The organism is Enterococcus sp. S53 (assembly GCF_016516865.1).
Classification (GTDB): Bacteria; Bacillota; Bacilli; order Lactobacillales; family Enterococcaceae; genus Enterococcus_D; species Enterococcus_D innesii.
In genome coordinates this window covers 149,850-175,661 of sequence record NZ_JACVUH010000004.1, presented here as the reverse complement: position 1 = coordinate 175,661, position 25,812 = coordinate 149,850, and the positions used below count along the sequence as shown (strand labels likewise).

General features: G+C 45.0%; 22 protein-coding genes. 17 read left to right on the top strand and 5 right to left on the bottom strand.

What is annotated here, in order from left to right:
- Positions 1 to 16: 16 nt before the first annotated feature.
- The 8 genes from IAE45_RS07760 (at position 17) to IAE45_RS07725 (ending at position 10,231) form a co-directional block, all read left to right on the top strand.
- Positions 17 to 1,435 carry an L-fucose/L-arabinose isomerase family protein gene (locus tag IAE45_RS07760; RefSeq protein ID WP_200125717.1) on the top strand — a complete coding sequence of 473 codons (1,419 nt, stop codon included), beginning with the start codon at positions 17 to 19 and terminating at the stop codon, positions 1,433 to 1,435.
- Positions 1,426 to 2,262, top strand: a complete 837-nt coding sequence (locus IAE45_RS07755) for a transketolase (protein ID WP_005231740.1) — start codon at positions 1,426 to 1,428, stop codon at positions 2,260 to 2,262. Before IAE45_RS07760 ends, IAE45_RS07755 begins: the two co-directional genes overlap by 10 nt.
- On the top strand, positions 2,249 to 3,190 hold the full coding sequence (locus tag IAE45_RS07750; RefSeq protein ID WP_123833481.1) for a transketolase family protein: 942 nt from the start codon (positions 2,249 to 2,251) through the stop codon (positions 3,188 to 3,190). Before IAE45_RS07755 ends, IAE45_RS07750 begins: the two co-directional genes overlap by 14 nt.
- Position 3,191: 1 nt before the next feature.
- Positions 3,192 to 4,640 carry an FGGY-family carbohydrate kinase gene (locus IAE45_RS07745; protein WP_200125715.1) on the top strand — a complete coding sequence of 483 codons (1,449 nt, stop codon included), beginning with the start codon at positions 3,192 to 3,194 and terminating at the stop codon, positions 4,638 to 4,640.
- Between the two features lie 110 nt (positions 4,641 to 4,750).
- On the top strand, positions 4,751 to 6,211 hold the full coding sequence (locus tag IAE45_RS07740; protein WP_200125713.1) for a DUF1593 domain-containing protein: 1,461 nt from the start codon (positions 4,751 to 4,753) through the stop codon (positions 6,209 to 6,211).
- Between the two features lie 18 nt (positions 6,212 to 6,229).
- Positions 6,230 to 7,420: an MFS transporter gene (locus IAE45_RS07735; RefSeq protein WP_200125711.1), complete on the top strand. Its 1,191-nt coding sequence runs from the start codon at positions 6,230 to 6,232 to the stop codon at positions 7,418 to 7,420.
- Positions 7,421 to 7,456: 36 nt separating this feature from the next.
- Positions 7,457 to 8,362: an ROK family protein gene (locus IAE45_RS07730; protein WP_200125709.1), complete on the top strand. Its 906-nt coding sequence runs from the start codon at positions 7,457 to 7,459 to the stop codon at positions 8,360 to 8,362.
- A gap of 426 nt (positions 8,363 to 8,788) precedes the next feature.
- Positions 8,789 to 10,231 (top strand): glycoside hydrolase family 1 protein, encoded by a 1,443-nt coding sequence (locus IAE45_RS07725; RefSeq protein ID WP_005226517.1) that lies wholly within the window; start codon positions 8,789 to 8,791, stop codon positions 10,229 to 10,231.
- A gap of 107 nt (positions 10,232 to 10,338) precedes the next feature.
- Here the strand turns inward: IAE45_RS07725 and IAE45_RS07720 are convergent, their stop codons facing one another.
- The 3 genes from IAE45_RS07720 to IAE45_RS07710 are packed head-to-tail and all read right to left on the bottom strand — an operon-like array spanning position 10,339 to position 12,446.
- Positions 10,339 to 10,695 carry an MmcQ/YjbR family DNA-binding protein gene (locus IAE45_RS07720; protein WP_140966439.1) on the bottom strand — a complete coding sequence of 119 codons (357 nt, stop codon included), beginning with the start codon at positions 10,693 to 10,695 and terminating at the stop codon, positions 10,339 to 10,341.
- A gap of 60 nt (positions 10,696 to 10,755) precedes the next feature.
- Complete coding sequence (locus tag IAE45_RS07715; protein ID WP_008376673.1) at positions 10,756 to 11,508, bottom strand: ABC transporter permease; 753 nt, start codon at positions 11,506 to 11,508, stop codon at positions 10,756 to 10,758.
- The gene (locus IAE45_RS07710; RefSeq protein ID WP_200125707.1) at positions 11,505 to 12,446 is read right to left on the bottom strand and encodes an ABC transporter ATP-binding protein; all 942 of its coding nucleotides are present in this window, start codon (positions 12,444 to 12,446) and stop codon (positions 11,505 to 11,507) included. Before IAE45_RS07710 ends, IAE45_RS07715 begins: the two co-directional genes overlap by 4 nt.
- A gap of 95 nt (positions 12,447 to 12,541) precedes the next feature.
- Here IAE45_RS07710 and IAE45_RS07705 point away from each other — a divergent pair, with 95 nt between their 5' ends.
- The 5 genes from IAE45_RS07705 to cydC all read left to right on the top strand — a co-directional run bounded on the left by IAE45_RS07705 (position 12,542) and on the right by cydC (position 19,604).
- The gene (locus tag IAE45_RS07705) at positions 12,542 to 13,507 is read left to right on the top strand and encodes an Rgg/GadR/MutR family transcriptional regulator (protein WP_200125705.1); all 966 of its coding nucleotides are present in this window, start codon (positions 12,542 to 12,544) and stop codon (positions 13,505 to 13,507) included.
- A gap of 182 nt (positions 13,508 to 13,689) precedes the next feature.
- Positions 13,690 to 15,120: a cytochrome ubiquinol oxidase subunit I gene (locus IAE45_RS07700; protein ID WP_005232838.1), complete on the top strand. Its 1,431-nt coding sequence runs from the start codon at positions 13,690 to 13,692 to the stop codon at positions 15,118 to 15,120.
- Positions 15,117 to 16,136 carry a cytochrome d ubiquinol oxidase subunit II gene (cydB, locus tag IAE45_RS07695; protein ID WP_005226530.1) on the top strand — a complete coding sequence of 340 codons (1,020 nt, stop codon included), beginning with the start codon at positions 15,117 to 15,119 and terminating at the stop codon, positions 16,134 to 16,136. The genes IAE45_RS07700 and cydB overlap by 4 nt, the downstream gene beginning before the upstream one ends.
- Positions 16,133 to 17,854: a thiol reductant ABC exporter subunit CydD gene (gene cydD, locus IAE45_RS07690; RefSeq protein WP_015508716.1), complete on the top strand. Its 1,722-nt coding sequence runs from the start codon at positions 16,133 to 16,135 to the stop codon at positions 17,852 to 17,854. Before cydB ends, cydD begins: the two co-directional genes overlap by 4 nt.
- Complete coding sequence (cydC, locus tag IAE45_RS07685; protein WP_010748518.1) at positions 17,847 to 19,604, top strand: thiol reductant ABC exporter subunit CydC; 1,758 nt, start codon at positions 17,847 to 17,849, stop codon at positions 19,602 to 19,604. Before cydD ends, cydC begins: the two co-directional genes overlap by 8 nt.
- Before the next feature lie 54 nt (positions 19,605 to 19,658).
- Here cydC and IAE45_RS07680 read toward each other — a convergent pair whose 3' ends face one another.
- Complete coding sequence (locus IAE45_RS07680; protein ID WP_005226544.1) at positions 19,659 to 20,639, bottom strand: polyprenyl synthetase family protein; 981 nt, start codon at positions 20,637 to 20,639, stop codon at positions 19,659 to 19,661.
- 93 nt (positions 20,640 to 20,732) lie between these two features.
- Here IAE45_RS07680 and IAE45_RS07675 point away from each other — a divergent pair, with 93 nt between their 5' ends.
- The 3 genes from IAE45_RS07675 to IAE45_RS07665 all read left to right on the top strand — a co-directional run bounded on the left by IAE45_RS07675 (position 20,733) and on the right by IAE45_RS07665 (position 23,952).
- Positions 20,733 to 21,635: a prenyltransferase gene (locus tag IAE45_RS07675; RefSeq protein WP_074535586.1), complete on the top strand. Its 903-nt coding sequence runs from the start codon at positions 20,733 to 20,735 to the stop codon at positions 21,633 to 21,635.
- A 31-nt stretch (positions 21,636 to 21,666) separates the two neighbouring features.
- On the top strand, positions 21,667 to 22,875 hold the full coding sequence (locus IAE45_RS07670) for an NAD(P)/FAD-dependent oxidoreductase (RefSeq protein ID WP_081117634.1): 1,209 nt from the start codon (positions 21,667 to 21,669) through the stop codon (positions 22,873 to 22,875).
- Positions 22,876 to 23,010: 135 nt separating this feature from the next.
- Positions 23,011 to 23,952, top strand: a complete 942-nt coding sequence (locus IAE45_RS07665) for an FAD:protein FMN transferase (protein WP_200125703.1) — start codon at positions 23,011 to 23,013, stop codon at positions 23,950 to 23,952.
- Between the two features lie 63 nt (positions 23,953 to 24,015).
- On the opposite strand, the gene IAE45_RS07660 is transcribed toward IAE45_RS07665, so the two are convergent.
- Positions 24,016 to 24,930: a LysR family transcriptional regulator gene (locus IAE45_RS07660; RefSeq protein ID WP_200125701.1), complete on the bottom strand. Its 915-nt coding sequence runs from the start codon at positions 24,928 to 24,930 to the stop codon at positions 24,016 to 24,018.
- 263 nt (positions 24,931 to 25,193) lie between these two features.
- Between IAE45_RS07660 and IAE45_RS07655 the strand changes: the two genes are divergently transcribed.
- On the top strand, positions 25,194 to 25,799 hold the full coding sequence (locus IAE45_RS07655) for an NADPH-dependent FMN reductase (RefSeq protein WP_008376652.1): 606 nt from the start codon (positions 25,194 to 25,196) through the stop codon (positions 25,797 to 25,799).
- Positions 25,800 to 25,812 lie beyond the last annotated feature (13 nt).

Here is a 25,812-nt window from a genome sequence, read left to right as displayed (position 1 = left end):
CGAAAAGGGTGGTTTTATGGATAGAGTAACAATCGGGTTCGCCCCGACTAGAAGAAATTTGTTTAGTGCAGAAGCAGCCATTGAGTACGCCAATCTGACACGACAAAAAATGGACGAACTCGCCATTGATTATGTAGATATTTTAGATATCAATGAAGACGGCTTGCTATACGATGATGAAGGGGTTGAAAAAATCGCCGAAAAATTCAAAGCAGCAAAGATCGACGGTCTTTTTCTAGCCAATGAAAACTTTGGTACGGAATATGCCTGTGCTCGTTTAGCCAAAAAACTAGATGTTCCCGTCTTACTATGGGGACCCAAAGACGAGACGCCAGCCGCCGACGGTTCACGTTTGCGGGATACGCAATGCGGTCTTTTTGCTATCGGGAAAGTCTTGCGCCGTTTCAAGGTACCTTTCACCTATGTCAAAAATTCTGATATTGATTCACCAGAATTTGCCCGCGGCTTGCAAGACTTTATCAAAGTCTGCAATGTCGTCAAGACCTTCAAACAAACACGAATCTTGCAAGTAGGCCCACGTCCCTTTGATTTTTGGACCGTGATCTGCAACGAAGGCGAACTATTGGAGCGTTTCAATATTTCGCTATCACCAGTACCGATCCAAGAAGTGGTGCAAGAAATCAAGAAAGTCAAAGAACAGCAGCCAGATAAATTGCAAGCAGTCATTGATTATTTCGAAACCAATACGGAAGTCCAAATTTCGGCGAGAGATTTGGAGATGGTGGCAGCCCTTAAAGTGGCTTTGCAAAACTTATGTGAAAGCTACGGCTGCAATGCAGGAGTCATCCAGTGTTGGACGGCCTTACAAGACGAAATCGGTATTTTACCGTATGCCTCCCTGTCGCTGTTACAAGAAGAAGGCTTGCCTTTTGTCTGTGAGACGGATGTCCATGGGGCGATCTCGGAACTGTTGGTCGAAGCCGCTTCGTTGGGGGAACACCGTGCGATCTTTGCGGATGTCAACTGCCGCCATCCAGAAAATGAGAATGGCGAATTGCTGCAGCACTTAGGAGTTTTTGCTTATTCCACCGCAGAGACCAAACCGATCTTGCCGCAACGACATTTTGTTTTTGACTATCCAGGATCAGTCGCTTTTCGGGCAATCAAAGACGAGTATACGCTGTGTCGCTTTGATGGGGACAACGGCGAGTACTCACTACTGATGGGCACTGGTAAAGGGATCGATGGACCATACAATCAAGGGACCTATCTCTATCTGGAATTTGCGAATTTGAATCGCTTGGAATTCAAACTTGTTGAGGGCCCTTATATTCATCACGTTGCGGCGGTCAGAAAAAATGTGGTGCCGATTTTGTACGAAGCGTGCAAATACATCGGCGTGCAGCCAGATTTTTATGATCCAATCGAAGAAGACGTCAAAGCATACTTGAGAGGGGATCAATCATGGAAATAAACGAGCTGGAGATGAAGGCTTTAACGATTCGAAAATCCGTGTTAGAGCTGATCTATCAAGCAAAAACGGGTCATACTGGTTCGGATCTTTCTTGTACCGATATTTTAGTGGCCTTGTATTATCGGATAATGAATGTCGATGCGAAAGACCCCCAAAAGCAAGATCGTGACCAGTATATCCAAAGTAAAGGACATGCGGCAGAAGTACTATGGGCCGTTTTAGCGGACAAAGGTTTTTTGCCAAAAGAAGAATTAGCCACCTTTTCGCAATTTGGTTCACGACTGATCGGTCATCCAAACAATAAAGTAGCTGGTGTTGAGATGAATACTGGTTCGCTAGGCCACGGCTTACCCGTCGCAGTAGGGATCGCCTTGGCAGGCAAACTGGATCACCGCACGTATCAAACCTATACATTGTTGGGAGATGGCGAATTAGCAGAAGGCTCGGTATGGGAAGGAGCCATGGCGGCTGCCAACTACCAGCTGGACAATTTGACCGCCATCATTGATCGCAACGGCTTGCAGATCACGGGAGCCTCGGAAGATGTGATGGCAGTGGAGCCGCTAGATGAAAAATGGCGTGCCTTTGGTTGGGATGTGCATATCGTTGATGGCAATGATATGGCTGCCTTGGTGGCTGCATTAGAAAAACCGCATCAGCCCAATCAACCGAAGCTGATCATTGCCAAAACCATCAAAGGCAAAGGCTATTCTGCAGCCGAAAATCAAGCGCAATGGCATCATAAAGTGCCAACGGCAGAAGAGCTTGCACAAGCCATTGCCGAACTTGATCAGCAAATGGAGGTTTTGACTCATGGGAAAAAATAATATTGCCAATCGCCAAGCGATGTGCGATGTATTGATTGAAGAAGGAAAAAAGAATCCTGCGATCACGGTGTTGACCAGTGATTCTCGTGGTTCCGCTTCGTTAGCACCTTTTGCCAAGGAATTACCGACCCAATTGGTGGAAGTAGGGATCGCAGAGCAAAACATCGTCAGTATTGCGGCTGGCTTAGCCCATATGGGCAAACGCCCTTTCGTTGCCTCTCCAGCTTGTTTTCTCAGCATGCGCAGTATCGAGCAGATCAAAGTCGATGTCGCGTATTCGAATAAAAATGTCAAACTCGTAGGTATCAGCGGCGGTGTCAGTTATGGGGCATTAGGCATGAGTCATCATTCCTTGCAAGACATCGCAGTGGCACGAGCGATCCCTAATTTGCAAGTGCTGTTGCCAGCAGATCGCTTTGAAACGATCCAAATGTTTAAAGCCTTAGCGGCATCAAATGAACCAGCCTATATCCGTCTCGGTCGCAATCCTGTTGAAGATTGTTATGATTCTGCAGATTATCCTTTTGAGATCGGCAAAGCCATTGAGTTGAGAAGCGGCCAAGATGTCGCATTGATCGCCACCGGCGAAACCGTGCGCCAAGCGTTGGATGCTGCTGAGCTATTGGAAAAACAAGGCATCACTGCTACCGTTTTAAATGTTCATTCCTTGAAGCCCTTTGATTCAGAAACGGTCAAAAGAGTGGCGAAAGAAACAGGCACCGTGATTACTGTGGAAGAACACAGCCAATACAACGGCTTAGGAGCTGCCGTGGCGGAAACACTGACAGAAGAAACGGACATTCGACAAAAAATCATTGCTTTTCCGGATGAAGCCTTGATTACTGGTTCTTCGTCAGAACTGTTTGCCCATTATGGCTTAGACGGTGCCTCCATAGCGAAAACAGCGGTTGCGTTTCTAGGAGCTTAAGATGGACAAGACCTATCAGCTTGTTTTAGATCAGAGTACATCCGGTACCAAGCTCTTACTGTTTCAAGAAGGGAAAATCCTGAAGCGTTACGATAAAAAACATCGCCAAATTTATCCAAAAGTCGGGTGGGTCGAACATGATCCCCTCGAGATTTGGCAAAATGTCCAAGAATTGCTGGCACAAGTGTTTCAAGACCAAGCGATCACTGCAGATCAAATCGTTTCCTTGTCATTGACCAATCAGCGAGAAACGATCGTTGCTTGGGATCGATTGACTGGCAATCCCCTGTACAATGCGATCGTGTGGCAATGCAACCGCAGCGCCGCGATTTGTGAAGAATTGACGGCACAAGGCTGGGAAAGGACGATCAATCAAAAGACCGGTTTGCGCTTAGACCCGTATTTTTCTGGCACCAAAGTGAAATGGTTGGCCCAAGAATTATCGGCCATCAAGGAAAAGTCGGGGACTGGCGAATTGGCGATCGGTACGATGGACAGTTGGCTCCTGTGGAATTTAACGCAAGGGACAGTATTTGCGACAGAAGCCAGCAACGCTTGCCGAACATTGTTTTACAATATTGAAGAGGGCCGTTGGGATGCAGAGCTCGTCAAACTTTTTGGCATCCATTTAGCAGACTTGCCAGCGATCCAACCTGCTGATACGGTTTTCGGTAACTATCACGGAATCCCTATCAAAGGAATCTTAGCCGATTCACAAGCGGCATTATTCGGGGAAGGTTGTCAAAGCCTTGGGGATGTAAAAATCACGATGGGCACCGGTTGTTCGATCATGATGCAAGTGCAGCAGGAGCAGACGTTGCGGGATCGCCGCATTTTGACGACGGTCGGCTGGCAAACTAGCCAGGAAACAGCGTTTGCGCTAGAAGGCATCATCCGTTCCTGTGGTGACGCCATCAACTGGTTCAGTGAGCAAGTGGCTCCGCTGCCAGATGTAGCTGAGATCTGTCAAGAAGTGCTGACCAGTGACAGTCAAGAAGACATCTATTTTATCCCAGCATTGCAAGGAATGGGTGCCCCATTTTGGGATAATACGATGACCGCCAGCTTTGTCGGCATGAAACGCACGACGACGACTCATGAGCTGTTGAAAGCCGTTTTAGAAAGCATCATTTTTCAAATCAAAGCAGTGATCGATGTGATGGAAGAAGTCGCTGAACGACTGATCAATCAGGTAATGATCGATGGCGGTGTTTCGAAAAACCGCGCCTTGATGAGCTTATTAGCGACTTTGATCAATAAACCCGTCATCGTCAGCGAAGTCGAAGAATTTTCAGCCATCGGCACGATGCTTGTTGCCAATCCAACCATGAATGAACCAGCTATTCAGCAAACCACGATCGTTCCGCAAGCCGAACAGGCCGTGATCCGTTTGAAATATGAAAAATGGAAACGGTTCATTGAGAAGGCAGCTGCTTTTAGTGAAGGATAGAGGAAAATCATAGGAACAGGATGCCTCGTTTTGCTTTTTCGAGATGAACAGGATGGCTGAATTTTTAATAAAGCAAGACGCTATTTTTGTAAGAAAAGGAGATGATAACAATGAATAATAAAGCCAGAACAATTATAACGACCGATGGTGAAGTCGATGATATGAATTCATTTTTACGCTATTTACTTTATAGCGACTGTTTTGATACCGAGGGGATTGTCTTGACAAGTTCAGTTTATCATTATGCTGGGGATCCAGCTAAAGGCATTGAACCGTATCGTTGGACAGGATCTGAGTGGATTAATGACTTCATCGATCTTTATGCTCAGGTATATCCAAACTTGAAAATACACGCTGAGGACTATCCTTCTCCCGAATACTTGAAAAGTATTTACTATATTGGCAACATTGATTCTCCGGGAGAAATGACCAAAGAAACCAAGGGGTCCAAATTTCTTGAGGACTACTTGATCAATGATACTGATCCACGAAAACTATACATTCAAACATGGGGGGGAACGAACACAACGGCAAGGGCGTTGAAATCGATTGAGGAAAAGTATGCCCATCAGCCAAATTGGCCGGCAATCAAAGAACGAATTGAAAAGAAGGTGATTATTTATATCATTCTTGACCAAGATGTCACTTATAGCGAATATATCGAGAAAAATTGGTCGATTGAAGTGATCAACGATCGTTTCAATTTCTGGTATTTTGCCTATGCCTGGAAAATGGTTGAGTCTCAGCTAGCTACACGATTACAGCCCAAATGGCAGTTAAGTCTAAGAGACAATTACGGCCCCTTATTAAAAAAATATGCATTGATTGGTGATGGCAATGTTTTAGAAGGCGAACTTGAAGAAGAACAGCGAGGGATTGATCAATATTTAGAGAAAAATCCTGACTATGCGCGCTTTGATTTTATCTCAGAAGGAGATTCCCCTTCTTACTTCTATTTCTTAAACAATGGGCTACGAAATAGTGATGATCCCAGCTATGGCGGTTGGGGCGGCCGTTTTGAAAAAGTGGCTGGTGCCCGCAAGTACATCAATAGTGCAATGGACTATAATCCTTATAACCAAAGGTATGAAGCACAATATACCTTAACGAGATGGTTCGATGACATTCAAGATGATTTTAAAGGTCGGGCAGCCTGGTGTGTTGCCAAAACGTATGATGAAGCGGCCCATTATCCGGTTGTATCTATTAAAAAGGGGAACGATCAACAAGTTACTCCCGGAGAAACCGTCCAGATTCAAGCAAAAGCATCTGATCCAAATCAGCGAGATTTAGCGTTTAAATGGTGGCATTACTTTGAGGCATCAACCTATCAAACGGCACCTGTTCCCACAGGTGCTGAATTTGAATCAATGGGCTTATTGTTTGGTAAGGTATCTGAAAAACTTGCTAAACCACCCGTTGATCCAATCAAGCTTGTTCGAGAAAACACAGAAACCGTCGAAGTGAAAATTCCAGAAAATATCCAATCTGGTCAAACAATTCATTTGATTTTAGAGGTAACGAATGGCACTTTGACAACGTATCAGCGAGTTATTTTAATCGCAAAATAAAATGATGGAGTGATAATTATGCAAACAAATAGAAAATCTGAACACTTCATGTTCAAAGTAGCCCTTCTTTCCTTATCATTGATGCTGACAACGAGTGGCGCAATTGCAGCAACTGTTAGCTTGATGCAAGAATCGTTTGTCGATCAAAGTGCAACGGCGGTAGAGGCATTAGTAACTGCCTCCAACTTCACAGTAATGATTTTCGTGTTACTTAGTTCCTTTTTTGTTCGAATGATTGGGACACGAAAAACAGTATTATTGGGATTGATTTTATCTTTTCTTGCAGGAATATTTCCTGTCTTTTCCAGCAGCTATTCATTGATCTATGTCTCCCGTTTGGTCCTAGGTGCGGGCTTTGGTTTGTTCAATTCCTTAGCCGTCAGTTTGATTGGCGAGTATTATGAAGGCGAAGAAAAAGCGCGCCTTATCGGCTTACAAAGTGCCGTTCAGAGTGCTGGACAAACAGCCGTTACCTTTTTGATTGGTATCCTGATGTTTAGCGGTTGGCAAATTGCCTTTGCTGCTAATTTTGTCGGAATCATTCCTTTAGTACTTTATTTTATCTGGGGACCTCGAGATGATGAACCAAAATTTACTGATATCGACGCATCAGAGGAAGAAATAGGGAACAAAACAAAGCAATCCGTCAATTTACCAGTTATTTTGCAAGCGATCGCATTACTAATCAGTTTTGCGTTTTTGATGGTCTTTTTCCTAAAATCAAGTATCTTCGTCGCAGAAGAAAACTTTGCCAATCCCTCATTCATTGGTATCGTCATGTCGATCTACACGTTTGTTTCAATCATTGCCAATCTGTTTTACAGTAAACTCGTTAAACATACAAAACATTTTTCTTTACCAATTAGCTATCTATTTCTGGGACTTGGGTTTATCTTTCTGAGTCAGACCACGAATTTTGTTACATTTACTCTGATCGTTGTTTTCTTAGGCTTTGGCGGATCCTTGCTACTGCCTTATTCATGGGGATTGATCATGAGTAAAGCACCAAAAGGATCGATCAATTTGGCGATTTCAATAGCAATGGTCGGCACAAATCTGGGTTCTTTTCTAGCCCCATACTTCGGTTCGTTACCGGCGATCATGTTTGGCAATGAGCGTGCTGCTTTTGCTTTTATCTTTTCTGGAATTGTCATGCTGATTTTTGCGGTGATTTATTTGTTGATTGGCAAACGGTTGACATTGGATTAATGAGTCGCAAATAAAAATAGAAATTAGAGGAACGTAATGAAATATTTAAGTATAGATGTCGGGGGCACGCTTTTTAAATATGGTGTTGTAGATGATTCTGGACGCTTATCTGCCTGTGACAAACAAAAAACGCCTCAAAGCTTGCAGGATTTTCTTGAAGTAGTCCGAACGATTGTTCAGCGATTCAAAACCGAAATTGCAGGTGTAGGTCTTAGTCTACCAGGAAAAGTGGATGCAGAAAAAGGAATCGTCTATTTTGGGGGTTCCTTGGGTTATCTCCATGAGGTTCCGGTAAAAGCACTGATCGAAGAAGCTTGCGGCGTTCAGTGTGAGCTAACAAATGATGGGAAAGCAGCTGCGCTTGCTGAGCAGTGGCTGGGAAATTTGCATGGTGTAAAAAATGGTGCAGCGATCATTTTAGGGACTGGTGTTGGCGGGGGGTTGATTTTAAATCATACATTATTCGAAGGTAGCCATTTTCAAGCCGGTGAATTAAGCTTCATGATCCAGGCTCCTTCATTGATGAATGTCTCAGATGTGACTGGTTTTACGCATTCGGCGGTTGAATTTGTGAAGCAAGGTGCCGCATTTTTAGGGCTTGAAGATGAAAATGATGGACTCGCTGTTTTTGAGGCAATCCAACAGGAAGCTAGTCTTGAATTAACGCAGCTTTTTGAAAACTATTGTGAACGAATCGCGACGCTGATCATCAATCTGCAAGCAGTTATCGATATGGAAATCGTCGTGATTGGGGGAGGGATCAGTCGACAAAGTATTTTGATTGATCAAGTTCAATCGAAGTATCAAGAGTTGCGTGACCGAGTGGATTTGATCGATTTGATGTTAGCCCCATTAAAGATCCAAGGATGTAAGTTTCAAAGTGAAGCGAATCTTCTGGGTGCAATCACGCCATTTCTCAGGAGGGGGAAGGAGGCTCTTTGAAAAAAGAGCAGACAAAGCAATTGTATTTGACATACCAGAAAAACAACGACTTATGTCCTTACATCTAGGATAGAAGAGCCTTACAAAATATAGAAACAACGATTGAGATAACTGTGAATTCGATTAGGGTGATTATGTTTATTCATACACCGTTGGTTCAAGGGTTAAACGAATATAAGTACCTGCAACGGGGGAAACGGTTTAAAAGAAACCGATTTTATGATGACAAGCCAATGAGTTAGTGCTATAGTTAAAGAAAGAAAACCCACGTGGATTGTTACTGACTCGATCAGGCAAGACCTAAATAAGAAAGCGCTCTTCTCGTTTTAGCAGCGGCTCTTATTTAGGTTTTTTGTTTTTTATCGGGGATTTTTCAGTAATCAGCTAGGTAGGTTTATCAAAAGAAAACAAAAGGAGAACGAGCAAATGGCAAAATTTCCAGAAAATTTCTTATGGGGCGGCGCGACCGCAGCGAATCAATTAGAAGGGGCGTTCGATCGCGATGGCAAAGGCTTGTCAGTGGCGGATGCAATGCCTGGCGGCAAACAGCGTTTAGCGATTTTAGGCAGTGATACGTTTGATTGGACGATCGATGAGGACAAATACACCTACCCAAATCATCGCGGGATCGACCATTATGACCGTTTCAAAGAAGACATTGCGTTGTTTGCAGAGATGGGCTTCAAGAGCTATCGTTTTTCCATCGCTTGGACACGTATTTTTCCAAAAGGCGATGAAACGACACCAAACGAAGCTGGACTGGCATTTTACGATGCGCTGATCGATGAATGTTTGAAGTACGGGATCGAGCCAGTGGTTACGATCTCTCACTATGAAATGCCTTTGCATTTAGCCAAAGAATACGGTGGCTGGAAAAATCGAGCATTGATCGATTTCTATGAACGTTTTGCAAAAGTTGTCTTGGAACGGTTCCACAGCAAAGTCAAATACTGGATGACCTTCAATGAGATTAACTCTGCTTTCCATTTCTCCGCATTGAGTCAAGGAATGGTCAATAGCACGGGTGCCAGCGACTTTACAAACGTGATTCAAGCGTGGCACAACCAATTTGTTGCCAGCAGTAAAGCAGTCAAAATCGGCCATGAATTAAACCCAGAGTTACAGATCGGTTGTATGATCATTTATGCAACGACTTACAGCATTGATGCGAACCCGGTCAACCAAGTGGCGACGATGATCCATAATCAAGCCTTCAACTACTACTGTGCCGACGTGCAAGTACGTGGAAAATACCCATCTTTTACGGATCGTTTGTACAAAGAACACGGCGTCAATAAAGAGGATCTTGAGATTACCGAAGAAGACTTAGCCTTGATCGCTGAACATACTGTTGACTATGTTGGCTTCAGCTACTACATGTCTTCTGCCGTGGATATCACCACAGAAGAAGCCGATGAAGTGCAAGGAAACTTGTTGGGCGGCGTCCGCAATCCATTCTTAGAAGCAAGTGAATGGGGCTGGCAAATCGACCCAGAAGGGCTGCGCATTGCGTTGAATGAATTGTATGATCGTTACCAAAAACCGTTGTTTATCGTGGAAAACGGCTTAGGAGCCATTGATACCTTTAACGAAGAAGGTAAGATCGAAGATGACTATCGTATCGATTACTTGCGCCGCCACATTGAAGCAATGGGGGAAGCGATCGCTGATGGCGTAGACTTGATCGGTTACACGCCATGGGGCTGTATCGATCTTGTCAGTGCTTCAACAGGCGAAATGAGCAAACGCTATGGCTTTATCTATGTTGACTTCGATGACGAAGGCAACGGCACGATGGATCGTTCCAAGAAAAAATCCTTTGATTGGTACAAACAAGTCATTGCAACAAACGGAGAAGAGTTGGCCTAAGTGTTTCGTTAGACTCACGGATGACACAGGATCCGTTATAAAAGAAAACCGATCAACGGTGCTCCTATACTGGCGCATCGTTGATCGGTTTTTTGTGATATTTGGGTTTAACGGGTATGTTCATAGCTGTCTCGTAATAAAGATTGGAGTTGTTTTTCTGATACAGAGCCATCTAGTAATGCGGTGAGCCAATGGTTTTTATTCATGTGATAAGCGGGTAAATAACCGCGACTTTGATTGATGATCGAAACCATTTCGGGCGCTGCTTTGACATCTAAAATCTCGATCATTCCCGTTCCTTCCAGGCCTAATTTCTGCTTTTCTACAGTCATCAGCAAGCCAAACCATTTGCCGTTTTTGCGGTGTCGCAAGACTTGGTACTCGGGAAACTTTGCAAACGGATGGTCGACCTGAACATCATTGAAGGTCTGAGCGAATGCGATCAGACGGTTTTTAAGATCCATGGGTATCCCTGCCTTTTTATAATAGAAAACTACTTATATTATACCACTGATTCCTTTTACCTAGCGTAACCGTTTCTGATAAAGCATCCGTGCCAAGAACCAGCTCACCACTACGATACCGCCGCACCAGCTAAAGGCACTGATCAAGGTGGTATCTTTTAAGTTTAACAAAAGCCCGCGCAAAGAATGGATGATCGGCGACATTGGTTGGTATTCAGCAAAAATGGCTAACGGGCGCGGCATGGTTTCCGTAGGGACGAAACCAGAGCTTAAGTAGGGCAACAGAGTGATCAAGACAGTAAACAAGGTCGCTGTCTCGGGGCTTTTGGCGATGAGACCAACCAGAACTGAGACCCAAGTAAAGGCGAAGGTGAAGCAAAAGATCAATAGGAAGGCGAGCCCCCAGCCAGCAACTGTGGCTTGAGGGCGAAAACCGATGACCATGGCAACGATCAACACGACCAAGGTACTGATCAAGCTCCGAAGGGTCGCGGCGAAGACATGGCCGTTTAAAAAGGCTGAGTTAGAAATATTCAAGGTCATCAGCCGTTCCACCATGCCGGATTTCAAATCTTCCGTCACCGTTACCCCAACGGAGGAGGCGCTTTGGGCGATACATTGGACGAGAACACCGGGAACGACAAAATCGACATAAGAAGTATCGCCGACGTTCATGGCTCCCCCAAAAACATAGACAAAGAGGATCATTAAAATCGCTGGGGTCAAAATTCCACTTAGTAAAGTCTCCATACTGCGAATCGATAGCAAGAGATTGCGCTTGAATAAGGTGTTGGTTTCTATAATTGCTTTCATTGGTTTCCTCCTTGGACAAGTGTTAGAAAAATATCCTCTAAAGAAGCATTCTTTTGATTAAAACTGGTGATGGTGATCGGTAGTTGATTGAGTTCCTGCAACAGCGTGAAGGAATGCTGGAAGTCTTGACTGACGGGAAATGCCAGAGAGAGACTGGACTCATTGACTTGCAGCGGAAAATCAGACAGATGCTGTCGCACGGTCTGCAAGTGTTCTTTCGTCAATACGCTGATTTCCATTGTTTGCGAAGGGTGCAGTGCTTTGACTTCCGTTGGTGTTCCTTGCAAGATGATTTTCCCTTCATGCAAGATGGCGACTTGATCTGCTAAAAATTCAGCTTCTTCTAGGTATTGGGTCGTCAGGAAAATCGTTCTTCCTTGTGCGGCGATCTCTTTGATCATGTGCCATGTGGCTAAGCGATTTTGTGGGTCTAAGCCGGTCGTCGGTTCATCCAAAAAGAGCAGGTCAGGTTCGCCGATAAAACTCATGGCGATGTCTAAGCGCCGTCGCATGCCACCAGAATAATTTTTGACTAGTCGGTTGCTGGCATCCACCAAATCAAAACGCTCTAACAACTGTTGGACGATCAACTGTTTGTTTTTGACATGGCGCAAGGCAGCAATCATCAGCAAGTTTTCTCGTCCGGTCAGTTCTTGATCGACGGCGGAAAATTGCCCCGTCAGACTGATTTTCTCGCGAATCGCTGCTGGATCTTTGGTCAAGTCGATCCCATCGATCCGCGCGGTTCCTTGGTCAAAAGGCAGGATAGTGGACAAAATTTTGACTAAAGTGGTTTTTCCAGCGCCGTTTGATCCTAGTAAGACAAATACTTCGCCAGGAGTGACGTCAAAAGTGACCTCTTTCAAAACGGTTTTGTCTTTGAAGCTTTTTTGTAAATGTTTCACGTGAAGCATTTTCTTTTTTATATGGGTATCCATAGCTTTTCCCTCGTTTCTATAAGATAATTCAACTATAAAGGCTCTTCGGGAAAAGCAACTGCTTATTTCAATATATTGAAAAAGAAGGTGAAAAAATGAACAATTATGGTGCGACAGTGAAAGAGCTTCGCAAAAGCAAAGGCTTGCTGTTGAAGGAATTAGTGGATGAACAATTGTCGATGTCTTTGTTATCGCAATTTGAAAATGGCAAAACGACGATTTCCTGCGAACGATTTCATCGTTTGCTAGATAAACTAGAAGTGAGTTTTGCCGAATTTCAGCTGCTGCATACGGGGGAGCATCATTCGGAGGCTCAAAAGCTAATGGTTGACTACATCCGTTCGATGGGGATCGAATCCATTGATGAAGTGCCAAAACTGAAACAGAATTCTCAAAAGCTGACCGCCTACTTTCAACGACATTACTCCTTGGAGCTGGACCACTTCTTACAACTGATCCGTTTTGACTACTTGATGAAAGAGGAGCTTTTTAAAGGGGTGCCCATCCAGGAGGCGTACCCGAAACACAATTATTGTCTGGACTCTGCGAAACATTACTTGCTGAATACCGATACATGGGGTGTTTATGAGCTGCGGCTATTTGCCCGCGTAGCAGTTTCGATGGAGCCAGCTTTGCTTTGGCGCTGTTTGACGATCGCCATCAAAAAGAGTCAGCGCTTTGCAAAAATCCCCGGCAACAAAGATATTCTATACAACACCTTTGAGACGGTGTTTTCCGTCTTTGCTGTTTTTGATGAGGTGGACTATGCGGAAAAGACCTTTCATTTATGGCGAGATCATGTTTATGAAAAAGAACACATTGAACAAGCACTCTTTATGCCGTTTTTTGAAGGCTGGACATGTCTATTAAAACAAAATAAGGCACAAGCGGCGGACTTGATGCAGCAAACGTTAGATCAGCTTGAAAGATTAGGGATGAAGAACACGTTTGCTATGTATCAATCATTAAGCACATCGGTATTGAAAGAAGAGTTTCCGGGAATTTTATTGAGTGATCCTTTGCTTTCTGAGGGAACGCGCTACGGTTGGGAAGAGCCCTAAAAAGCTATATTCCGCTGATGAAAGCGCCTTATGTTTAAGAATCGGAGAGGAAGTGATTAAAAATCAGTAAATGCAAGCAATTTGCTTCTTTTTTACTGATTAGAGGAGTATATTCGAAGTTGGAATTTTTCTTTCTTTAGAATTATTTTAATGCACTTTTTTATGAAATAGGAGGATGTAGGATGGATATTGTGACACTAGCGCGAATCCAGTTTGCGATGACGACGATTTTTCACTTTTTCTTTGTACCGTTTTCGATCGGAACTGGTGTCGTCGTTGCAATTATGGAGACACTTTATGTGATCAAAAAAGATGAAAAATATCGCCGGATGACGAAGTTTTGGGGAAATATTTTTCTATTGAGTTTTGCTGTCGGGGTCGTGACAGGGATCATTCAAGAATTTCAATTTGGGATGAACTGGTCAGACTATTCTCGTTTTGTCGGGGATATTTTTGGTGCGCCCTTGGCTTTGGAGGCTTTGTTGGCGTTCTTCTTAGAATCGACGTTCTTAGGATTGTGGATCTTTACATGGGATCGGGTCAGTCCCAAGCTGCACGCCACCTTTTTCTGGTTGGTGACGCTGGGTTCGATGCTATCGGCGTTTTGGATCTTAGCTGCCAATAGTTTTATGCAGCATCCAGTGGGGTATACCTTGAACAATGGCCGGGCAGAAATGACTGACTTCGGTGCATTATTGGCAAATCCACAAGTGTGGTATGAGTTTTTACACGTGATCACCGCAGCCATCACGATGGGCGGAATCATTGTTGCTGGCTTATCAGCCTTTCGTCTATTGAAGAAAGACAAAGACATTGACCGCGACTTCTTCAAAAAATCAATGCGGATCGGTTTTGCGGTGGCATTGTTCGGTTCATTCACCGTCTTGCTAGCCGGGGATGAACAAATGAAATACTTGGTTGAAGAACAACCAATGAAATTTGCTGCAATGGAAGGCACTTATGAAGATACCGGGAGTCCTGCGGCTTGGACTGTCGTTGCTTGGGCGAATGAAGCGGAACATCACCAAGTCTTCGGTATTTCGATTCCATATATGTTGAGTATCTTAGCCTTCAATGAACCCTTCGGATCAATCGATGGGATGGATACGGTCAATCAGCAATTGATTGAAACCTACGGCGACCGTAATTACTACCCGCCGGTCAACACACTCTTTTGGAGCTTCCGGATCATGGCTGGTTTTGGTGCCTTGATGCTGTTGGTTTCTGGTCTGGGGTTGTATTTTACGCGTAAGAAGAAACCGTGGCTCTTTGAAAAACGCTGGCTGCTTTGGGTAGTGGCGATCACTTTGTTCACCCCATTTATTGCCAATACAGCTGGTTGGTTGATCACGGAGTTAGGACGTTACCCATGGACGGTTTACGGCTTGTTTACGATCGAAGATAGTGTGTCACCAAACGTTTCCGTGACCTCACTCTTGATCTCAAACATCGTTTACTTCCTCTTGTTCTCTGGCTTAGGCGGAACGATGGTCTATCTTGTGAAACGGGAAATGGATCATGGACCTGAAAAAGAAGCCTTTGGTGAAATCAGCCAAGGAGACAACCAAGATGGGTACGAAGACCCATTTGATAAGGAGGCGTTTGAAGGATGACCGGTCTGCAATTACTATGGTTCACGTTGATTGGGCTTTTATTTTCCGGATTCTTCTTCTTAGAAGGGTTTGACTTTGGTGTGGGGATGTCTGTGCAGACATTGGCTCACAATGAAGAGGAAAAAGACCAGATCGTTAAAACGATCGGGCCTGTCTGGGATGGCAATGAAGTGTGGCTATTGACCGCTGGCGGAGCGATGTTCGCCTCGTTTCCATACTGGTATGCTTCTTTGTTCAGCGGTTTTTATTTGATTTTGTTATTGATCTTAGTCGGGTTGATCATTCGCGGTGTGTCCTTTGAGTTTCGAGCGAACTTCCCGAAAGAACACAAAAACATTTGGAACTGGACGTTGACGATCGGCAGTACGATCGTACCGTTTTTCTTCGGTCTGATGTTTGTCAGCATGATCCAAGGAATGCCTTTGGGTGAAGATGGCAACATGACGGCAACCTTTACGGATTACGTCAATCCCTTTTCAATCGTTGGCGGGATCGCGTTGACTTTGTTGTGCTACTTGCACGGATTAAACTATATCGCATTGAAAACGGAAGGTCCGATTCGGGCACGGGCACGCAACTATGCAAGTATTTTTTATGGCATCTTATATGCAGGCTTAGTCGTCTTTGCTGTGATGCTTTACTTCCAAACGGATTTCTTTGAGAATCATTTTGCGACAACGCTTGGTTTGTTGCTGGTGATCGTTGTCCTGACACTGATTGCAAATATCGGCGTCTTTAAAGGCAAAGAAATGATGGCTTTCATTGCGAGCGGCTTGACGTTGATCGCTTTGGTGGCATTGATCTTCACAGGGTTATTCCCAAGAGTCTTGATCAGTTCGATCGATTCAAGCTATGACCTGTTGATCGCTGATGCGTCTTCAAGCCGCTACACATTGAAGATCATGAGTTATCTTTCACTGACGATCTTACCTTTCGTCTTGGCCTATACGGCTTGGAGTTACTATATCTTCCGTAAACGGATCAGTCATACGGAGGCGTTGGAGGGGTATAAATGATTGATAAACAAATCATGAAGCTCCCAGGAATGAAACAACTTTTAGGGCTGCTTGCGGGACTTTCGTTCCTGCAGGCGCTCTTCATTATTGGGCAGGCGTATGGATTGGCACGTGCCATCACTGGCTTATGGGAAGGACGACCATTAGAGGAACAGTGGGGCTGGATTCTGCTGTTCTTTTGTTCGTTTATCGCCCGACAAGCCGTTATCTATTTCCGTTCCAAAAGACTCGATGATTACAGTTACCAGCAAGCCGCCGATTTGCGGGATCAATTGTTGGAGAAATTGTTTCGGGTCGGTCCTCAGATCGCACAACAGCAAGGGACGGGGAATGTAACAACGATGGTCTTGGAAGGGATCAATCAAGTCGAAAACTACTTGAAATTGATTCTTGCCAAAATCATGAATATGTCGATCATTCCTTGGGTCATTTTGGCACTCGTTTTTTATCTGGATTGGGAATCCGGCTTGGTCTTGCTGTTGGTGTTCCCCTTGATCATCATTTTTATGATCATCTTGGGCTATGCCGCGCAAAGCAAAGCGGAAAAACAATACCGAACGTTTCAATTACTGTCCAATCATTTCATCGACTCCCTGCGAGGGATCGACACGCTGAAATTGTTTGGGGTCAGTAAAAAATATGGCAAGAGTATCTTTGCTTCCAGCGAACGGTTTCGGAAAGCGACGATGGCTTCATTAAAAGTCGGTATTTTATCGACCTTCGCCTTAGACTTTTTCACGACCTTATCGATTGCCGTCGTGGCAGTCTTGCTAGGCTTGCGGCTGATCAATGAAGGAATCTTGCTGTTTCCAGCGTTAACTATCTTGATTTTAGCACCAGAATATTTCTTGCCGATCCGCGACTTTTCCAGTGATTACCATGCAACCTTAGACGGGAAAAATGCGATGACTGCGGTGACGGAGATCTTGCATCAGCCGGAAGCCCAAGTACCGGCAGTAACGGTGCCTCGTTGGCAAGAAGACGCCCAGTTAACGATCGATCAGCTGGCGTTTTCCTACGAGGAAAAAGCGGCTTTGACGGATATCAACTTGAACGTGACTGGCTTCAAAAAGATCGGGATCATCGGTCTGAGCGGTTCTGGCAAGTCTACCTTGATCAATACCTTGAGTGGCTTTCTCGTGCCAGACAGTGGCGAGATCTCTCTTGGAGGGGCCAAAACCACGGCCTTTCGCCAAGCAAGCTGGCAAGAACAGCTGATCTATATTCCGCAAAATCCTTATATCTATCGGTTGACCTTGCAGGAAAATGTCGCGTTTTATCAGCCGACAGCTACCAAAGAAGCCGTACTGAAAGCCATTGAAGTGGCAGGCTTGACTGAGCTTTTGGCGGAGCTGCCACAAGGGTTGGACACGATGTTAGGAGAAGGGGAACGGCATCTAAGTGGCGGACAAGCCCAACGGATCGCGTTAGCCCGTGCCTTTTTAGACCAGCAACGAAAGATTCTTTTGTTTGATGAACCAACGGCTCATTTGGATATTGAAACCGAAGTGGCCTTAAAGGAACGGATGCTGCCGCTGATGGAAAACCGGTTAGTCTTTTTTGCAACCCATCGCTTGCACTGGATGGAAGAAATGGATGAAATCATCGTGATGGATCAAGGAAGAATCGTGGAACAAGGAACCTTGGCACAACTGCAGCAAAAGCAAGGTGCTTTTACAGAACTAGTCAATGGAATGAGGAGGGAACAGCTTGAATAAAATCGGCTTATTGCGCTCATTGAAAACCGATACCTGGGTCAAGCCTTTCTTGTCAAAATACAAAAACGTTTTGGCGTTGGCCTTATTCTTAGGCTTCTTGACCTTTTTCTGTGGCGGTGCACTGATGTTTAATTCGGGGTACCTGATCAGCCGCTCGGCGTCGATCCCGGAAAACATCTTATTGGTTTATATCCCGATCGTACTGACCCGAGCGTTTGGGATCGGCCGTCCAGTCTTTCGCTATTTGGAACGGTTGACCAGCCATAGCTGGGTCTTGCGCATGACCTCTAATTTACGATTGAAACTGTACAACGTAGTAGAAAAAGATGCGATCTTCTTTAAGCAAGCGCATCGCACGGGGGATATCTTGGGCTTATTGGCAGAAGATATCAACCATATTCAAAACCTGTATTTGCGGACGATCTTTCCTACTGTGATCGCTTGGATCTTGTATGCGTTCTTGATCATTGGACTCGGCTATTTTTCTTGGTGGTTTGCTTTGGTGATGCTGCTGCTATTAGGAATCATCGTCTTTGTCTTGCCTCTTTGGTCGGTGATTATCAACGGCGCGCGGCAAGAAAAGCAAAAACACATGAAAAACAACTTGTATACGACACTGACGGATAATGTATTAGGGGTTTCTGATTGGGTCTTCTCTCAAAGAGGGAGCGAGTACGTGGCTGCCCATAAGGAACTGGAAACGCAGTTGCGGGCGGTGGATGAACAGATGCTGTCCTTTGATCGTCGGCGTGATTTTCTTTTACAAAGCATCTTTGGAGTGATCGCTGTCGCATTGCTGCTTTGGACCAGCATTCGCTTTCCAGGTAACCACGGAGGAGCAGCCAACTGGATCGCTGCCTTTGTCCTGTGTGTCTTTCCTTTAGTTGATGCATTTGCGCCATTACCGTCAGCTGCTCAAGAAACCAATCGCTACAAAGACTCCATCGATCGCTTCAATGCATTGCCAGAAGAAAATCGCCAAGTCTCCATGGAGCAACCGTCAGTACCTGAAGTGACGGGTCTCGTGTCGATCACAGTCAAGGACTTGCATTTTCAGTATCCTGAAGGCAAAGAAGTGCTTCATGGGCTAGATCTAACGATTCCTGCACATCAAAAACTAGCGATCCTTGGCCGCAGCGGTTCTGGGAAAAGTACCTTTGCCTCCTTGTTGCGAGGGGATCTGCAACCGACGCAAGGGTCGATCACCTTAAACGACGTGCCTGTGACGGCATTGAGTGAGTCGATCAGTGACTTGATCGGTGTCATCAATCAAAGTCCCTATCTTTTCCATACGACCGTCTTGAATAATATTCGGCTAGGCAATGAGTCGGCTTCGGAAGAAGAAGTCTGGCGCGTACTGGAGCAAGTCGGGTTGAAAGAAATGGTGGCAGCTTTGCCTAATGGTTTGGCGACGATGGTGGATGAAGCCGGCTTGCGTTTTTCTGGTGGAGAACGGCATCGTTTGGCATTGGCGCGGATCTTGCTAAAAGACACCCCGATCATCTTATTGGATGAGCCAACCGTCGGCTTAGACCCAATCACGGAACAAGGCGTGCTCGAAACTTTTTTCCAAGTGTTGGAGAACAAAACGATCATTTGGATCACCCACCACTTGCAAGGAATTTCGATGATGGACCGTGTGCTCTTTATTGAAGATGGACAGTTGACCATGAGCGGAACACCTGCCGAATTGGCAGCAGAAAATAAACATTTTCAACACTTATTGGCCATTGACCAAGGACGACGATAAAAAAGAGCGTCCATCAATCAGTGATGGACGCTTTTCTTCTCATTGCTGTATGGCTCAGTAATTGCGCTGCAAGAGCAGTTCAGTTAATGAACGAATTTTGGCTTTGCTAGGTGCTTCTGGCAGTAGATCGATGTCGTCTAAGGCTTTTTGCGTGTAGGTGACCGCGAAAGCACGCGCTTTTTCGACACCACCGTAACGGACGACAAGATCCGCAACTTCTTGGGCTTCTGCCAAGGAGAGTGCTGCTTTTTTATTCAAATAAGGAGCGAATGCTGCAGGTGCCTGTTCTTTGGCAAATAGCAGCGGTAAGGTATAGACTCCTTGTGCCAAATCTTCTAGAATCGGTTTTTTCAAGGTGCCACTATCAGAGGTGTAGTCGAGAATATCGTCGAATACTTGAAAGGCGATCCCGATGTTGCGACCGATCTCACCCGCCCGCTCTTGGTTTTCTGTGTCGAGGCCGCCAAAATGAGCGCCTTCGAGACAAGCGAGCCAAAACAGTTCAGCGGTTTTGCCGTTGATGCTTTGCAGATAGTCGTCAATCGATTCATGGATGTTGTAGCGAGTGTGCATTTGATCAAGTTCACCTAAAAGGAGTCGTTTCATGGCTTGTGCGTTGGTTTTTAAAAACGGGGAGCCATTCATACTTTCGATCAAAAGCTCAAAAAATTGGGTGAACAAAAGATCACCCGTGTAGACCGCGATATCCTTGCCGTATTTGGCTTGAACAGTGACTTGACTGCGCCGCAGCGGCGAATCGTCAATGATGTCGTCGTGGATCAAAGTGGCCATGTGTAAAATTTCTAGAGAAGCAGCAATTTTTGTTAATTGGTCGGTTTTTTTATAATGGGGATCGCCTAAGTCAGCAAACAAAAAAAAGAGCGCTGGCCGCAGCATTTTTCCACCTGAATAAGTAAAGTCGATCAAAACATCTTGTATCTCTTTGTTACGAACAGTAACGTGTTCTTCAATGATGGAACATACGGTTTTCAATCGTTGTTCGATCGTCGGATAATCGATCCAAAAGTCAAACATAGTATAACCCTTTCTAACAGTCATTCAGCCCTTATTCTAGCGTAAAGGGGCGTGATTGACTAGTTTAATGCACTCACTAAAGGAGGTGAAGTTGTGACGCTACCTGTATTTTTAGAACTTGTCGAATTTAAAGCAAAAACCGCCAGTATTTTGCCATTTTTCATTGGTGTCTGCTACAGCTGGTACAATTATCAAACGATTCATCTTGGCTATGTCCTATTGTATTTCATTGCCATGCTGATCTTCAATATGGCGGTGGATATTTTAGATAACTACAACGATTACCATCATGCCACAGAAGGGCATGATTACAAAGAAAAGACCAATATCATTGGTCGGGAGCAGTTGTCTGTCAAATTGGTTTTTTGGTTGATGGTCTCCATGATCATCGTTTCCGCCGCCATGGGAATCGCCTTGGCAATGGTGGTTGGTTGGCCGCTCTTTTGGATGGGACTGTATTGTTACCTAGTCGGGATCTTTTATTCCTCTGGTCCACGGCCGCTTTCTAGTTTGCCTTTAGGCGAGTTCTTTTCTGGCTTTACGATGGGCTTTATGATCTCATTGATCTGTGTCTATCTCAATGCCTATCAAACCTTTGAATGGAACATTGCCACGATTGGCAGTATTTTCTTGATCTCATTGCCCAACACATTATGGATCGCCAACTTGATGCTGGCAAACAACATTTGTGATCTGGAAGAGGATGAAAAAAATGAGCGCTATACGCTGGTGCATTACCTTGGTAAAGCCCGTGCGTTGAAATTATTTATCGCGATGAACGTCTTGGCGTTTGTTGCGATCATTGCCTCAGTTGCCCTCAACATTGCGCCTTGGTCACTGGTTCTGACCTTTTTCGCGGCGCCCTTTGTCTGGCAACAGACAAAACGATTTATGCAAAAACAAATCAAAAGAGAGACCTTCATTTGTGCCGTTCGGATCCTTGCGGTCGGAGCATGCGTACAAGTGCTGAGTTTTGCGATTGGTTTGATTTTATAATTTTTACAGCAAAGAAAGGAAGTAAGGAAACATGAAGGAAGTTGTTATTTTAGGAGCAGGGTATGCTGGATTGCGAGCATTGCACGTACTGCAAGGAGCAAAAGAAGCGTTTCACATCACATTGATCGACAAAAACGATTATCATTATGAGGCAACCGATCTTCATGAAGTTGCGGCTGGTACGCAACCAAGAGACCGCATTTGCTATCCCATCAATGATGTCGTTCGTCCTCAAAAGACCACCTTTGTTCAAAAGGAAGTGGCGTCGATCGATCGTAACCAGCAAGTGATCGTTTTTAAAGATCAATCCACGTGCACGTATGATTATTTGATCGTGGCGTTAGGCTTTGAATCAGAATCATTTGGGATCCCTGGTGTCGAGGAGCATGCGTTGGAAATGGTGGATGTCGACTCCGCAGAAAACATCTATCATCATTTGTTGAAACAAATGAAGGCATACAAAGAAACACAAAATCCTGACTACCTAAAAATCGTTGTCTGCGGTGCTGGTTTCACCGGAATCGAATTGCTAGGTTCATTGGTGGAAAACCGTAAAACCTTTGCGAAAGCAGCAGGCGTCAAACCAGAAGACATCAAACTGTATTGTGTCGAAGCAGTGACTCGTTTATTACCGATGTTTGATGAAAAACTATCGGATTACGGGATCAAAAATCTCGTTAAATGGGGCGTAAACTTCCTGACTGGTAAACCCATCAAAGCAATCAAACCGGGTGTCGTTGTCTATCAAGATGATGCCGATACAGGAGCAACAGCTGAATTATCAGCCAAAACCATCGTTTGGACCACAGGCGTCAGCGGTAGCCATGTGATGGCTGAATCAGACTTTTCTGCTCGTCGGGGTCGCGTGATGGTCAATCAAGACCTAACTGACCCTGACCATAGTAACGTCTATGTTGTCGGTGATGTTTCAGCAGTCATGGACCCAGCGACCAATCGCCCGTATCCAACAACGGCTCAAATCGCTTTGAAGATGGGGCAGCATGCGGGTAAAAATATCTTACGTCAAATGAATGGGGAAAAACCAACAGATTTCCACTTTGAATCATTAGGTTCAGTGGCGTCTATCGGCAATACCCATGCCTTTGGCTTAGTAGGGAAAATGGGCATCAAAGGCTATCCCGCTTCCGTGGTGAAAAAAGCCATTATGGACCGTTCCTTGTACCAAACTGGTGGGGTCAAAGAAGTATTGGCGAAAGGCCGCTTTGACTTTTATCATTGAGCAATAGAAACAGCAGACTGCGAGGGAGACCTCGCAGTTTTTTTCAAAAAAAGCAGCAGGGGTATCCCGCAGACTACTTTTTTCTCCCAGAAACTGCTATGATAGCCAAAAGAAGAGGACAAAGGAGCAAGGACAATGCCAGAAGGCCAACGAGTGTTACAGGGAATGGGAACGGTGATCACGATTTGGGTGCAGCATGAAACCCCAGAAGTGATCTTAGAGGAAGCTGCTCAAAGAGCTGCGGCCTTTGAACAGCGATTTAGTGCCAATGACCCGACGTCTGAGTTGATGCAGATCAATCAGCAGGCAGGACAAGGAGCGATCGCCACCGCACCGGAATTGTTTGAATTGATCGCACTAGGGAAAACCCATAGCTTGCCAAAAGATAGCTACTTAAATATTGCCATCGGTCCTTTGGTGCAGGAATGGCGGATCGGGTTCCAAGATGCCCATCTACCAACGCCTGAGAAAATTGCGGAGCTGCTGCCAAAAACTGATCCTGCCAAAATTGTTTTGGATGAAACGTTGCAAACCGTCGGGTTAGCTGCCGGCATGAAGCTTGATCTAGGGGCTGTGGCAAAAGGATATTTTGCTGATTTGTTGATGGCGCATTTCAAGCAGGTCGGTGTCACAGCCGCTTTGATCGATCTTGGGGGCAATGTGGTGACTTACGGCGATGCCCCGAGCCATGCTGATGGCTATTGGCGGATCGGGATCCAAAACCCTTTCTTACCGAGAGGGAATTTTGTCGCCGCGTTGAAGGTGCGCAATCAATCAGTTGTTACATCAGGGATCTATGAACGAACCTATCAGGTAGCGGGCAAGACCTATCATCATATTTTTGATCGAGAAACGGGCTATCCGTTAGAGTCAGCCATTGCCAGTGTCACGATTCTCTCCGACAGATCGGTTGATGGAGAGATTTGGACGACCCGCTTATTCGGCAAAGAGCCACAAGCCATCTTGCAGGAGCTGGCGCCGTTAGAAGGGATTACTGGATTAGTCATTACCAAACAAGGAGAACTGATCTATCCGCAAGAATTAGCCCGTTCGATCGAAACGCCAACAGCAGAATGAAAACAAGCAGCGACTACCTAGGAAAATAGATGGTCGCTGCTTGTTTTTGGTAAAAAAGGAAAGCTAGACGTGTTGCAAAAAGGTTTCGATCAAGTCAGCTTCGCTGTTTGACAATGCCCGTTCGGCTTGATGGGCAATAAAATAGGTGAGGGACAAGAGTTCCTCTGGCATTGGATAAAGATTAAAAGGGGTCGCAGTAGCAGCTTGTAGCACGCTTTCTGGTACGATCGCAATCCCAAGGTTGTTTTCTGCCAATGCCGCTGCTGTATAAATATTGCTGCTTTCTATGAGAACGTTCGCCTCTACTTTGTATTTTTGCAGCAATTGATCGATTTGGCGCCGAATCGCCGAGCCGCTGGCGGTCAAAATCAACGGACTTTGCAGCAAGTCTTTGACGGACAATGAATCAGGTGCTAAATACCGCTTCTCTGGTTGATACAGGGGAGAACAAGGCGGAATGATCGCTAGATACCGTTCTTGATTGGTGCTGTGGACCGTTAGATTCGGTGCGATCGTCTCAGGATTTTGTCCGATAAAAAAGTCCAGCTGCCCATTCAGCAGTCGTTTTTCATTGTGCTTCGGCAGGTCTTCCCGCAAGAAAAAGTGCACGTTGGGGTAGTGTTCATAATATGCAGGCAAAAAGAGCGGCAGCAGATAGGAACCAAGGCTGGGCAAAATGCCTAAGCGCAAAGAACGCTTCTCGGTCGCGGTATACCAAGACAGCCGACTTTTCAATTTGGCAGACTCTGTTTCCAAGGTTTCCAGATATTGATAATAGATTTTACCAGCTTCCGTCAGTTGAAAATGTCCCGGCAGCCGATTGATGATGGGGGTCCCCAGTTCTTGTTCGGCACGTTTCACGGTTTGCGTCAAGTAAGGCTGTGAAATGTAGAGATCTTTGGCGGCTTTGGTGTAGTTGCTATGCTTTAGCAAGGTATCGAGGTATTGCAACATCAGATGGGAATCTTTAAGTACCATTGCGTGGTCCTCCTAATCATTTTTTTCATTATAACAAATTTGTTATCGATGAATAATTAAATAAATATTTCACAAATGAAGAATTCAGTCGTACACTAAATGGGTACTTGGGGAAGATTTTTTTGTTTAGGAAGAAGCCTTTCATCTCAGTAGGTCGTAAAAACCAACTTGAGAAACGATTGAAAAAAGAAATCAAAGCCAATGGTCAAAAACTTTTTATTTATGGGTAAATGTTAAATTATTCACAATTAGGAGAGATGATAATGAAATTGATTGGAATCGTAGGAACCAACTCGACGCGTTCGACCAACCGTCGCTTACTGCAATTTATTCAAAGCCATTTTAGTGACCAAGCGGAGATCGAGCTCTGCGAAATCAGTGATCTGCCGGCATTTAATGAACCAGAAGATCGGACGGCACCAGCGGCAGTCCAAGCCTTGTCAGAGAAGATCGAAGCAGCGGATGGGGTGATCATCAGTACACCAGAATACGATCACTCGATCCCAGCGGTGCTAAAAAGCATGATTGAATGGCTTTCTTATACGACGCGCCCTTTGATCGATAAACCAGTGATGATCACGGGTGCTTCTCTTGGTGCATTAGGTTCATCGAGAGCCCAAGCCCACTTGCGTCAGATCTTAGATGCGCCTGAAGTCAAAGCCCGAATCATGCCGAGTGCGGAATTTTTGTTAGGGCATTCCATGCAAGCCTTCGATGAACAAGGAAACTTGATCGATAACGAAAAAGTTGCCGAACTAGAAGATTGTTTCAATGAATTTGTCTTGTTTGTCGAAATCACGAACCGTCTGGTCAGTGAATATTCAACGGCTAAAGAACGAGCAAAGAAATTTTCGTGGGAACAAGCATAAGAAAGAGAGGAAC